Here is a 12470-nt window from a genome sequence, read left to right on the forward strand (position 1 = left end):
CCTTCAAGGAGAACACCCATGCGATTCAAACGACCGCAGGTGCGCTACGCCGATACGCCGCAGCCTGCCACCCCGTATCAAGCCGCCGCCCAGGTGTGGGACGACCGTATCGGCTCCGCCCGCGTGCAGGCGAAGAATTGGCGCCTGATGGCCTTCGGCTGTCTAGTGCTCGCGCTGTTGATGGCCGGCGGCCTGGTGTGGCGCTCGGCGCAGTCCATCGTGACGCCCTATGTCATCGAGGTCGATCAGGCCGGGCAGGTGCGCGCTGTAGGTAAGGCCGCTACGCCGTATCGGCCCGGCGACGCGCAGATCGCGCACCACCTGGCGCGCTTCGTGACGCTGGTTCGCTCGCTGTCCATCGACCCCATCGTGGTGCGGCAGAACTGGCTCGATGCCTACGACTACACCACCGACAAGGGCGCGGCGGTGCTCAACGACTACGCCCGCACCAATGACCCATTCGCCCGCATCGGCAAGGAATCGGTAACGGTGCAAATCACCAGCGTGGTTCGCGCCAGCGACACGTCTTTCAACGTGCGCTGGACAGAGCAGCGCTATGTCAACGGTGCGCCCGCCGGCACCGAACGCTGGAACGCCGTGCTTTCGACCGTCCTGCAAACCCCGCGTACTGAACAGCGCTTGCGCAAGAACCCATTGGGTATCTACGTCAACGGCCTGTCATGGAGCCGCGAACTGGATTCTTCCGAAGGAGCCAAACCATGAAACTTCGTTTCTGCCTTTACGTTTTTCCTTTGACGCTGCTGGCCCTCGCGGGCTGCGCCTCGCAGGGCAAGCCGCCGCCGTCCATCTCGCTCGACGAGCCGGTGCTGGCCCAGCCATTGCCCGAACCGCCCAAGCCCGTCGAAGTCGTCGCCGTCCCTGAACCGCTGGCGCTGCCGGCGCAGTTGAAGCCGCTGCCGGAACTCGATGAGGCCCCCGTTGCGCCGGAGCCGGCCGACGAAAAGGTGCGCGTTTCCCGTGCCAATGCAGAAGCGCGTATCGCGCCTACCCGTGAGGGCTACGTCAACGCGATTCAGGTGTGGCCGTTCACCGATGGCGCGCTTTATCAGGTCTATGCGTCGCCGGGGCGCGTGACGGTGGTTTCGCTTCAACCGGGCGAGGAACTGGTGACGGTCGCCGCCGGCGATACCGTGCGCTGGATCGTGGGCGACACGTCCAGCGGCGGCGGGGCCGATCTGCGCGTCAATGTGCTGGTCAAGCCCATCCGTTCCGGCCTGAAAACCAATCTCGTCATCACCACCAGTCGGCGCACCTACCTGCTGGAGCTGACCTCGACCGAGAAGGCATGGATGGCGTCGGTATCCTGGGACTACCCGAAAGACCGGATGCTCGCGTTGCAGCGCCAGGCGCAGGCTGCGCAGGCGACAACGCCTGTCGATACGGGCCTGTCGCTGGACAAGATCCGCTTCCGCTACGCGGTATCGGGCAGCAACCCGCCGTGGAAGCCGCTACGCGCCTTCGATGATGGAGAGAAGGTCTATATCCAGTTTCCGGCGGGCATCGCCCAGGGCGAGTTGCCGCCGCTGTTTGTCATCGGCGCGCAGGGCGACGGGCAATTGGTGAACTACCGTTTCCGCGCGCCGTACTACGTCGTGGATCGCCTGTTCGGCGCGGCCGAACTGCGGCTGGGCGGCGACGGCGGCGACGTGGTGCGGATCGAGCGCACCGATGGCGTTGCGCGGAGGAACTGACCATGAGCCAGGATGACACTCCCGACCTTGCCGCGCCGCAGGCGGCGGGCAAGATCGCTCCCGAGGCGGTCGCGCTTCGCGCCCAGCCGCGCCCGGTCACGCGCCTGAATCGGCGCACGCTGGCCATCCTCGCCGGCGTCCTGGCGGTGGCCGTGCTCGGCGCGGTGATGTGGTCGCTGCAACCTCAGCGGCGCGGTGCGGGCGAGCAGACCGAGCTTTACAACGTCGATCGTGTCTCGAAGTCTGAAGGACTGGATGCGCTGCCGACGGACTACTCCAAGCTGCCGCCGGCGTTGCCGCCTGCCGTTCCCGAACTGGGGCCGCCGCTGCCGGGCGATCTTGGCCCGGCCATCGTGAAGTCGCAGCAGCCGGCGACGGCCGCCTACGCGGCCCCCGGCCACGACCCGAACGATGCTCTGCGCAAAGAAGCCGAAGCGGCCGCGGCCTCGTCCGTGTTCTTCCGCTCGGGAGGGCAGAATGCGGCGCCGGTGGCGCAGACACAGGTGGCCGCTGCGCCGGGCTTCGCCGCCAATGCGGTGTTTGACCCGCTGGCGGCCGGGCCGGTCTCCACGGCGGCCCAGCCTGCTGACCCGACAGCGGTGCAAAACCGGCAAGACCATAAAGAGGCTTTCTTGAAAGGTGGCTCCACTGAAACCCGTAATTCCGGCAATCTGACCCTGCCAACTTCGCCGTATCAGGTCATGGCCGGAACGGTGGTCGCAGGTGCCTTGGTGACGGGGATTAAGTCGGACTTGCCCGGCGACGTGATCGCCACGGTGACGGAGCCGGTCTATGACACAGCCTCCGGGCGCTTCCTGCTGATTCCGCAGGGTTCGCGCATCCTGGGCAAATACAACAGCCAGGTCAGCTACGGGCAGAGCCGCGTTCAAGTCGTCTGGAACCGGATCATCCTGCCGGACACGTCTTCGCTCACGCTCGACAACCTGGCCGGCACCGACCCAGCCGGCTATGCCGGGCTGGAGGACGATGTGGACTACCACTGGGGCCGCATCTTTGCCGGTGCGGCACTCACCACGCTGCTGGGCGTCGGTGCCGAGCTGGCCGCGCCGGAGAACCGGCAGGATGGTGATCGCGTCATCATCGCTGGGCGCGACAGCGCGCAGGACAGCATCAATCAGGTCGGCCAGGAGATGACCCGGCGCAACCTCAACATCCAGCCGACCTTAACGCAACGGCCGGGCCTGCCGGTTCGCATCATCGTCAACCGGGATCTGGTGCTGCGGCGGTACCAGCCGCTGTTCTTCAACCGGGGGACTTCACGATGAGCACGACCAAGAAGCTGCGGCTCGGCCCGCTGCCGAAGACCGAGAGCACCAAGCTGACTTTCGTTTGCCCGACCAGCTTGAAAGCCGACCTCGACCGCTACGCCGCGCTACACGCGCAGGCGTATGGCGAGGCCGTTGATGCGGCGACGCTGATCCCGCATATGCTGGAAGCGTTCATGGCGGGGGATCGAGGATTCAGGAAGGGCACGGCGACCCGCAGCACACCACCGAAGCCGCCATGATTGCACCGCATGCTATTCAACGGCATCCATCGAACGCGCAGCCCAGGCTGCGCGTTCTTCATTCTGGATGCCGCCGAGCCTGTTGGGCTATGATGATGCGACAGGCCCGCCGTTCCTCGGCAATCCAGCACTACACAGTGCGATGCGGCTTTCTCTCCCAACGCTCCTATGTCGCTCCTAGCCGACAACGCCGCTCTTCTTCTAAGCGGCCCCGAAAGGAGCTAACCTACTGTCCCATATACGGTTTCAAGTCCTTCTTGATTTGCGCGAAAGACTTGACACCGGCACTTTTTTGTTGCCCGGCAGGATGCCGTCGAATTCGGCAACGACATACCTGACAGAAATATTTGCAACCGATCCGCGCGCTCTTGCTCAGACCGCATAGCGCGCTAACATCAACCATCTGGAAAGTTGACGCAGCGCACTCAAGTCGCATGACCGCTCGACCGATACAGAGCCAAGGGCATTTCCATCAACGGACGGGTTGCCTGACGGGGTCACGGGCCGATAGTCTCTCGCCATGGTTGATGGCAAAATAATGGCATGCGCATGGATTAAGGAAACCCCATTGAAGCTGGAATTTCGAAACAGCTTATCGGTCAAGCTGCTGAGGGTCGTACTGCTCTCGGCGCTGGCTGTCGGCGTCGTACTCAGCTGTGCGCAGATCGTCTATGACGCCTACAAGACCCGCCAGGCGGTGAACAACGATGCCCAGCGCATCCTCGACATGTTCCGCGACCCATCGACCCAGGCGGTGTACAGCCTCGACCGGGAAATGGGCATGCAGGTGATGGAAGGCCTGTTCCAGGACGAGTCGGTGCGCATGGCCTCCATCGGCCACCCCAACGAAACCATGCTGGCGGAAAAGTCACGGCCGCTGCAGGACATGTCCATGCGCTGGCTGACCGACCTGATCCTCGACCAGGAGCGCACCTACACCACGCAACTGGTCGGCCGTGGCCCTTACAGCGAGTATTATGGCGACCTGAGCATCACCCTCGACACCTCCTCCTACGGCGAGGACTTCCTGATCAATGCCGTGATCATCTTCATCTCCGGCGTGCTGCGCGCCCTGGCCATGGGCCTGGTGTTGTACCTGGTGTACCACTGGCTGCTGACCAAGCCGCTGTCGAAGATCATCGACCACCTGACCCAGATAAACCCCGACCGCCCCAGCCAGCACCAGATTCCGCAACTCAAGGGCCACGAGCGCAATGAGCTGGGCCTGTGGGTCAACACCGCCAACCAACTGCTGGCCTCCATCGAGCGCAACACCCACCTGCGCCACGAGGCCGAGAACAGCCTGCAGCGCATGGCCCAATACGACTTCCTCACCGGCCTGCCCAACCGCCAGCAGTTACAGCAGCAGCTGGACAAGATCCTGGTGGACGGCGGCCGCCTGCAGCGCCGTGTCGCCGTGCTGTGCGTGGGCCTGGACGACTTCAAGGGCATCAACGAGCAGTTCAGCTACCAGGTCGGCGACCAGTTGCTGCTGGCCCTGGCCGACCGCCTGCGCGCCCACAGCGGGCGGCTCGGCGCCCTGGCTCGCCTGGGCGGCGACCAGTTCGCCCTGGTCCAGGCCAACATCGAGCAACCCTATGAAGCCGCCGAGCTGGCCCAGAGCATCCTCGACGACCTCGAAGCGCCCTTCGACCTCGACCAACAGCAGATCCGCCTGCGCGCCACCATCGGCATCACCCTGTTCCCCGAGGACGGCGACAGCACCGAGAAGCTCCTGCAGAAGGCCGAGCAGACCATGACCCTGGCCAAGGCCCGCTCGCGCAACCGCTATCAGTTCTACATTGCCAGCGTCGACAGCGAGATGCGCCGCCGTCGCGAATTGGAAAAAGACCTGCGCGAGGCCCTGTCACGCAACCAGCTGTACCTGGTGTACCAGCCGCAGATCAGCTACCGAGACCACCGTGTGGTCGGCGTAGAAGCGCTGCTACGCTGGCAGCATCCGGAGCTGGGCATGGTCCCGCCCGACCAGTTCATCCCGCTGGCCGAGCAGAACGGCAGCATCATCGGCATCGGTGAATGGGTGCTCGACCAGGCCTGCCGGCAGCTGCGCGAATGGCACGACCAGGGCTTCAGCGAGCTGCGCATGGCGGTCAACCTGTCCACGGTGCAACTGCACCACAACGAACTGCCGCGGGTGGTCAACAACCTGCTGCAGGCCTACCGTCTGCCACCGCGCAGCCTGGAGCTGGAAGTCACCGAGACCGGCCTGATGGAAGACATCAGCACCGCCGCCCAGCACCTGCTGAGCCTGCGCCGTTCGGGCGCCTTGATCGCCATTGACGACTTCGGCACCGGCTATTCCTCGCTCAGCTACCTGAAGTCGCTGCCGCTGGACAAGATCAAGATCGACAAGAGCTTCGTTCAGGACCTGCTTGACGATGACGACGACGCCACCATCGTTCGCGCCATCATCCAACTGGGCAAGAGCCTGGGCATGCAGGTGATCGCCGAAGGCGTGGAAACCGTCGAACAGGAGAGCTACATCATCGCCCAGGGCTGCCACGAGGGTCAGGGCTACCATTACAGCAAGCCGTTGTCGGCACGCGAACTGACCAGCTTCCTCAAACAGGCACAACGCAACCAGGTTTCCGCCCTGTAAGCCCTGCCAGCCTTGGCGGTGCACCTTGAACGGGCGTTTGCATGAAATGCACGCCCGCCCCTTTACAGCAAATGCAAATCTTTCGCATGATGTATTGGTTTCGCGTGCCACGGCGCACGGTCCAACCACACCACGCAGGAAACCAACAATGATTCGAATGCCTCTGGCCTCCGCCAGTCTGCTGGCCATCGCCATCGCTCTCGCCGGTTGCGGCGAAGGCAAGGACGACAAGGCCGCCGCACCGCAAGCCCAGGCACCTGCCGCCGCCAGCACCACCGCCGCGGCGCCGGGGGCTGTCGATGAGGCGGCCGCCAAGGCTGTGGTCAAGCACTACGCCGAAATGGTCCATGCCGTGTACAGCGACTCGCTGAGCACCGCCAAACAACTGCAGACCGCCGTCGACGCGTTCCTGGCCAAGCCCGACGAGCAGACCCTGAAAGCCGCCCGTGATGCCTGGGTCGCCTCGCGCGTGCCGTACCTGCAGAGCGAAGTGTTTCGCTTCGGCAACACCATCATCGACGACTGGGAAGGCCAGGTGAACGCCTGGCCCCTGGACGAAGGCCTGATCGACTACGTCGACAAGAGCTACGAGCACGCCCTGGGCAACCCGGCGGCCAACGCCAACATCATCGCCAACACCGAGATCCAGGTCGGCGAAGACAAGATCGATGTCAAGGACATCACCCCCGAGAAACTCGCCACCCTCAACGAACTGGGCGGCTCCGAAGCCAACGTCGCCACCGGCTACCACGCCATCGAGTTCCTGCTCTGGGGTCAGGACCTCAATGGCACCGGCCCTGGCGCGGGCAACCGTCCGGCATCCGACTACCTGGAAGGCAAGGGCGCCACGGGCGGCCACAACGACCGTCGCCGCGCCTACCTGAAAGCGGTCACCGACCTGCTGGTCAAGGACCTCGAAGAGATGGTCGGCAACTGGGCGCCGAACGTCGCCGACAATTACCGCGCCACCCTCGAAGGCGAGCCGGCCAACGACGGCCTGCGCAAGATGCTGTTCGGCATGGGCAGCCTGTCGCTGGGCGAACTGGCCGGCGAGCGCATGAAGGTCTCGCTGGAAGCCAACTCGCCGGAAGACGAGCACGATTGCTTCAGCGACAACACCCACTACTCGCACTTCTACGACGCCAAGGGCATCCGCAACGTCTACCTGGGCGAGTACACCCGTGTCGACGGCACCAAGCTGAGCGGCCCGAGTCTGTCGTCACTGGTGGCCAAGGCCGACCCGGCCACCGACGCCACCCTCAAGGCCGACTTGGAAGCCACCGAGGCCAAGATCCAGGTGATCGTCGACCACGCCCTCAAGGGCGAGCACTACGACCAGCTGATCGCCGCCGACAACGCCGCCGGCAACCAGATTGTGCGTGATGCCATCGCCTCGCTGGTCAAGCAGACCGGCGCGATCGAACAGGCCGCTGGCAAGCTGGGCATCGACAACCTGAACCCGGATACCGCCGATCACGAGTTCTGATCAGCGTCGCGGTTCAGCAGAGGCGGCCCTTGGGCCGCCTTTTTGTTTTCCAGCAGCACCACTGCTCCTACAGGTACGGAACTCGCCGATAACGGCCAACTGACAGTGATTTCATCCAGCAATTGCAAATTGCTCTTATTCAAACACCCCCAGCCTGATAAGCTTGCACGCCGGTTTTTCGCCCATGCCCAGGATCCTCGATGTCCTTGCTCCGCCTAAGCCCCCTGCTCTTGGCCTTCGCCCTCGCCGCCTGTGACGACGCCCCGCGCTTCACCCAGGCCGAACCCGGCGAAGCCCTCTCCGGCGGCAAGGCCACGGTGCAACGCAGCGACCGCAACGCCTATTCGCTGCCCTCGGCCAACCTGACGCCCGAGCGGCGCCTGGATTTCGCCGTGGGCAACAGCTTTTTCCGCAATCCCTGGGTAATCGCCCCCTCCACCACCACCGCCCGCGATGGCCTCGGCCCATTGTTCAACACCAACGCCTGCCAGAACTGCCACGTGCGCGACGGTCGAGGCCATCCGCCGGAGCCGGGCGACAGCAACGCGGTGTCGATGCTGGTGCGCCTGTCGATCCCCGACCAGCCCTACTACGCCCGCGAAATCGAACGCCTGGGTGTGGTTCCCGAGCCGGTCTACGGCACCCAGCTGCAGGACATGGCCATCCCCGGCGTGGCCCCGGAAGGCAAGGTGCGGGTGAGCTACGACAAGCACAGCGTCACCTTCAAGGATGGCCACCAGGTCGAACTGCGCCGCCCGACGCTGCAGATCACCCAGCTCGGCTATGGCCCGCTGCACCCGGACACTCGCTTTTCGGCCCGGGTCGCCCCGCCGATGATCGGCCTGGGGCTGCTCGAGGCCATCCCCGAAGCCGACCTGCTGGCCAACGAAGACCCGGACGACCTCAACCGCGATGGCATCCGCGGCCGCGCCAACCGGGTATGGGACGACGCCCAGGGCAAGACCGTGGTCGGCCGCTTCGGCTGGAAGGCCGGGCAGCCCAACGTCAACCAGCAGAACGTGCACGCATTTGCCGGCGACATGGGCCTTACCACCACCCTGATGCCGAAGGACGATTGCACCGCCGCGCAGGTCGATTGCCTGGCCGCGCCGAACGGTGACGGTCAGGACGGCGAGAAGGAAGTCAGCGACAACATCCTGCGCCTGGTCACCTTCTACACCCGCAACCTCGCCGTGCCGGCCCGACGCAAAGTGGATACGCCCGAAGTGCTGGCGGGCAAGAACCTGTTCTACCAGGCCGGCTGCCAGGGCTGCCACACCCCGCAGTTCACCACCGCCGCCGATGCGTCCGAACCGGAACTGGCCGGCCAGGTGATCCGTCCCTACAGCGACCTGCTGCTTCACGACATGGGCCCGGGCCTGAGCGATGAACGCACCGAGTTCGCCGCCAATGGCCAGGACTGGCGCACCCCGCCACTGTGGGGCATCGGCCTGAGCGAGACCGTCAGCGGCCACAGCCAGTTCCTCCACGACGGCCGCGCCCGCAACCTGCTTGAAGCCGTGCTCTGGCACGGTGGCGAGGCCCAGGCGGCGCGCGATCACGTGTTGACCTTCAATGCCGAGCAGCGCGCCGCGCTGCTGGCGTTCCTGAATTCCCTTTAAACCGCACAAGGAGCCGGGCATGTTCCGACCCAAACTGTTGTTCACCAGCCTCGCCGCACTTGCCCTCGGCGCCTGCTCGCCGCAAGATCCGCAGGCGGTGACCTCCGCTGCCATCGCCAAGCAAGTGATCCTGCCGACCTATAGCCGCTGGGTCGAGGCCGACCGGCAGTTGGCCGCCAGCGCCTTGGCCTACTGCGAAGGCAAACAGTCCCTGGAGACCGCCCGCACCGACTTCCTCCACGCCCAGAAGGCCTGGGCCGAACTGCAGCCATTGCTGGTCGGCCCGCTGGCCGAGGGCAACCGCCCGTGGCAGGTGCAGTTCTGGCCGGACAAGAAGAACCTGGTCGGCCGCCAGGTCGAGCAGTTGGTCAACGGCGAACAGGCGGTCACCGCCGAGTCGCTGGGCAAAGCCAGCGTGGTGGTGCGTGGCCTGTCGGCCTACGAATACATCCTGTTCGACAGCAAGCCGGACATCGCCAGCGCCGAGCAGAAAGCCCGCTACTGCCCGCTGCTGGTGGCCATCGGCGAACACCAGAAGGCCCTGGCCGAGGAAATCCTCAAGGGCTGGAACAGCACCGACGGCATGCTGTCGCAGATGACCAAGTTCCCCAACCAGCGCTACGCCGACTCCCACGAGGCGATCGCCGACCTGCTGCGGGCCCAGGTCACCGCCCTGGACACCCTGAAGAAGAAACTCGGCGCGCCGATGGGCCGCCAGAGCAAGGGGATCGCGCAGCCGCTGCAGGCCGAGGCCTGGCGCAGCCACTCGTCGATCAAGAGCCTGGAAGCCTCGCTCAAGGCCGCCCAGACGGTTTGGGTCGGGGTCGACAACCAGGGCCTGCGCGGCCTGCTGGGCAAGGATCAGGCGGCACTGGCGCAAAAGATCGACGACGCCTACGCTGCGGCGATCAAGCTGCTGGCCGACAACCAGAAGACCTTGGGCGAACTGCTGGCCGACGACGCCGGCAAGCAGACCCTCAACCAGATCTACGACGCACTCAACGTCGTCCACCGCCTGCACGAAGGCGAGCTGGCCAAGGCGTTGAACATCCAGCTGGGCTTCAATGCCAACGACGGTGACTGATCATGCTGCGACGCCAGGCCCTGAAACTCGGTAGCGTGTTGCTCAGCGCCCTGACCCTGGGCGGCTGGAGCCTGTTCCGCGGCAAAGGCAGCGAACCGTTGCTGCTGTCGGCGCGCGACGACAGCGACGGCAAGCACTACGCCGTGGGCTTTCGCCTGGACGGCACCCAGGTGTTCAGCACCCAGGTGGCCCAGCGTTGCCATGCGATCATCAACCACCCGACGCTGCCGATCGCCTTGTTCGTCGCGCGCCGCCCCGGTACCGAGAGCTACCTGGTCGACCTGCGCGACGGCCGGCTGCTGCAGACCCTCGCCTCGCAACCGCAGCGGCACTTCTACGGCCATGCGGTGATCCACAAGGACGGCGAGTGGCTGTACACCACCGAGAACGACACCACCGACCCCGGTCGCGGCGTGCTGGGCGTCTATCGGTTCGAAGGCGAACGTCTGGTGCACAGCGGCGAGCTTTCCACCCACGGCATCGGCCCCCATGAGGTGGCCTGGCTGCCCGATGGCGAAACCCTGGTGGTGGCCAACGGCGGTATCCGCACCGAGGCCGAAAGCCGGGTGGAGATGAACCTCGACGCCATGGAGCCGAGCCTGGTGCTGATGCAGCGCGACGGCACCCTGTTGAGCAAGGAGACCCTGGCCCAGCAGATGAACAGCGTGCGCCACCTGGCGGTGGGCGACGATGGCACCATCGCCGCCTGCCAGCAGTTCATGGGCGGCTCCGAGGAGACCGCCGAGCTACTGGCGATCAAGCGTCCGGGCGAGCCGTTCAAGGCCTTCCCGGTGCCGGAGCGCCAGCTGCAGTCGATGGCCCAATACACCGCCAGCGTCGCCATCCACAGCGACCTGCGCCTGGTGGCCTTGACCGCGCCACGGGCCAATCGCCTGTTCATCTGGGATCTGGACAGCGGCGCGGTGAAGCTCGATGCACCGATGCCCGATTGCGCCGGGGTCGGGGCGGTGAAGGATGGCTTCGTCGTTACCTCCGGGCAGGGGCGTTGCCGGTTCTACGATTGCCGCAAGGCAGAGCTGATCGGCCAGCCGATGAACCTGCCTTCAGGCTTCTGGGATAACCACCTGCATCTGGTCTGATTTGTCGTAAAAGCTATCGCGGTGCGCCGATGCGACTTGCACCGCGATTTGGCCGGCACACGTTTGTCCCTCCTCTTTTCCAGAAAACCGACAATACTTTCCCTCACCGCACGTGGGCCGGATCGCCCGAGGTCGTGCCCGATAAATAACAAACCCACCTCCAGGGAACCGGACCATGTTGCGCCGCCGCATGCTGATCATGTTGGCCGTCGTCCTGCTGATCGTATTGATCCTGGGGGGCATCAAGGCCTTTTCCATCTACAAGCAGGTGCAGATGTTCTCGCAGCCCCGGCCGCCGGTCAGCGTGGCCGCGGCCCAAGCCGAGCGGCGCCAATGGCAGGAGCGCCTGCCAGCGGTTGGCAGCCTCAAGGCCTATCAGGGCGTGGAACTGAGTCTGGAAGTTGCCGGTACCGTGAAGTCGCTGCACTTCGAATCCGGGCAACAAGTGAAAGCCGGCCAGTTGCTGCTGCAACTGGACAGCGACCAGGAAACCGCCCTGCTCGGCACTGCGCAGGCCGACCTGGGGCTGGCCAAGGTCGACTTCGGCCGGGGTAGCCAGCTGGTCGGCGATTCGGCCATCTCCCGCGGCGAGTTCGACCGCCTGACCGCCCAGTACCGGCGTAACCAGGCAGTGGTCGAACAGCTCAAGGCCTCGCTGGCGAAAAAGAGCATCAGCGCCCCGTTCAGCGGCACCATCGGCATTCGTCAGGTGGACGTCGGCGCCTACCTGGCCAGCGGTACGGTGATCGCCACCCTGCAGGACCTGTCCAGCCTCTATGTCGACTTCAATGTGCCCGAGCAGGCGCTGCCGCACCTGAGCCTGGGCCAGCGAGTACTGGCACAAGTGGCCGCCTACCCCGACCAGACCTTCTCCGCCAGCCTCAGTGCAATCAACCCCAAGGTCGAGGAAAGCACCCGCAACCTGCTGGTCCGCGCCACCCTGGCCAACCCCGAAGGCAAGCTCCTGCCGGGCATGTTCGCGAGCCTTCAAGTGCTGTTGCCCGACCCGCAGCCGCTGGTGGTGGTGCCGGAGAACGCCATCACCTATACCCTCTACGGCAATTCGGTGTACCGGGTCAGCGAGAAAAAGGGCGAGGACGGCCAGCCCCAGCGTGACGCCAACGGCCAGCCAAAGCTGATTGCCGAACAGCTCACCGTGCAGACGGGCGAGCGCCGTGAAGGCTGGGTCGTGGTGCTCAAGGGGCTGCAGGCCGGCGATCAGGTGGTCACTGCCGGCCAGCTCAAACTGAGCCCCGGCGCGGCGATCCGCATCAGCGCCGACAACGCCCTCAAGCCCGCCGCGCCCGGCGCGAAGTGA

General features: G+C 65.2%; 10 protein-coding genes. All 10 read left to right on the top strand.

Annotation, left to right across the window (positions count from 1 at the left end; all coding sequences use genetic code 11):
- Window positions 1-18: 18 nt before the first annotated feature.
- The 10 genes from trbF to K5H97_RS24030 all read left to right on the top strand — a co-directional run bounded on the left by trbF (window position 19) and on the right by K5H97_RS24030 (window position 12470).
- Window positions 19-723 carry a conjugal transfer protein TrbF gene (gene trbF, locus K5H97_RS23985; protein WP_006378793.1) on the top strand — a complete coding sequence of 235 codons (705 nt, stop codon included), beginning with the start codon at window positions 19-21 and terminating at the stop codon, window positions 721-723.
- Window positions 720-1712 (top strand): P-type conjugative transfer protein TrbG, encoded by a 993-nt coding sequence (trbG, locus tag K5H97_RS23990; RefSeq protein ID WP_016487821.1) that lies wholly within the window; start codon window positions 720-722, stop codon window positions 1710-1712. The genes trbF and trbG overlap by 4 nt, the downstream gene beginning before the upstream one ends.
- Window positions 1713-1714: 2 nt before the next feature.
- Window positions 1715-2998 (top strand): TrbI/VirB10 family protein, encoded by a 1284-nt coding sequence (locus tag K5H97_RS23995; protein WP_016487820.1) that lies wholly within the window; start codon window positions 1715-1717, stop codon window positions 2996-2998.
- On the top strand, window positions 2995-3240 hold the full coding sequence (locus K5H97_RS24000; protein WP_006378741.1) for a DUF2274 domain-containing protein: 246 nt from the start codon (window positions 2995-2997) through the stop codon (window positions 3238-3240). Before K5H97_RS23995 ends, K5H97_RS24000 begins: the two co-directional genes overlap by 4 nt.
- A 568-nt stretch (window positions 3241-3808) precedes the next feature.
- A complete protein-coding gene (locus K5H97_RS24005; RefSeq protein ID WP_028689676.1) occupies window positions 3809-5860 on the top strand; it encodes a putative bifunctional diguanylate cyclase/phosphodiesterase in 2052 nt (683 codons plus the stop codon).
- A gap of 148 nt (window positions 5861-6008) precedes the next feature.
- Entirely contained in the window at window positions 6009-7346 is a 1338-nt protein-coding gene (locus K5H97_RS24010) for an imelysin family protein (protein WP_028689675.1), read from the top strand.
- 200 nt (window positions 7347-7546) lie between these two features.
- Window positions 7547-8968: a di-heme oxidoreductase family protein gene (locus K5H97_RS24015; RefSeq protein ID WP_028689674.1), complete on the top strand. Its 1422-nt coding sequence runs from the start codon at window positions 7547-7549 to the stop codon at window positions 8966-8968.
- 19 nt (window positions 8969-8987) lie between these two features.
- A complete protein-coding gene (locus K5H97_RS24020; protein ID WP_028689673.1) occupies window positions 8988-10052 on the top strand; it encodes an imelysin family protein in 1065 nt (354 codons plus the stop codon).
- Window positions 10053-10054: 2 nt separating this feature from the next.
- Window positions 10055-11152 carry a DUF1513 domain-containing protein gene (locus K5H97_RS24025; protein ID WP_028689672.1) on the top strand — a complete coding sequence of 366 codons (1098 nt, stop codon included), beginning with the start codon at window positions 10055-10057 and terminating at the stop codon, window positions 11150-11152.
- A gap of 175 nt (window positions 11153-11327) precedes the next feature.
- Window positions 11328-12470, top strand: coding sequence for an efflux RND transporter periplasmic adaptor subunit (locus K5H97_RS24030; RefSeq protein WP_028689671.1), 1143 nt, complete (start codon window positions 11328-11330; stop codon window positions 12468-12470).

It is taken from the genome of Pseudomonas mosselii, from assembly GCF_019823065.1.
In the GTDB taxonomy this organism is placed as follows: Bacteria; Pseudomonadota; Gammaproteobacteria; order Pseudomonadales; family Pseudomonadaceae; genus Aquipseudomonas; species Aquipseudomonas mosselii.

Excerpts from the sequence above, each read along its gene's own strand:
- trbF (WP_006378793.1), top strand. The coding sequence starts at position 19 with ATGCGATTCAAACGACCGCAGGTGCGCTACGCCGATACGCCGCAGCCT.
- trbG (WP_016487821.1), top strand. The coding sequence starts at position 720 with ATGAAACTTCGTTTCTGCCTTTACGTTTTTCCTTTGACGCTGCTGGCC.
- K5H97_RS23995 (WP_016487820.1), top strand. The coding sequence starts at position 1,715 with ATGAGCCAGGATGACACTCCCGACCTTGCCGCGCCGCAGGCGGCGGGC.
- K5H97_RS24000 (WP_006378741.1), top strand. The coding sequence starts at position 2,995 with ATGAGCACGACCAAGAAGCTGCGGCTCGGCCCGCTGCCGAAGACCGAG.
- K5H97_RS24010 (WP_028689675.1), top strand. The coding sequence starts at position 6,009 with ATGATTCGAATGCCTCTGGCCTCCGCCAGTCTGCTGGCCATCGCCATC.
- K5H97_RS24015 (WP_028689674.1), top strand. The coding sequence starts at position 7,547 with ATGTCCTTGCTCCGCCTAAGCCCCCTGCTCTTGGCCTTCGCCCTCGCC.
- K5H97_RS24020 (WP_028689673.1), top strand. The coding sequence starts at position 8,988 with ATGTTCCGACCCAAACTGTTGTTCACCAGCCTCGCCGCACTTGCCCTC.
- K5H97_RS24025 (WP_028689672.1), top strand. The coding sequence starts at position 10,055 with ATGCTGCGACGCCAGGCCCTGAAACTCGGTAGCGTGTTGCTCAGCGCC.
- K5H97_RS24030 (WP_028689671.1), top strand. The coding sequence starts at position 11,328 with ATGTTGCGCCGCCGCATGCTGATCATGTTGGCCGTCGTCCTGCTGATC.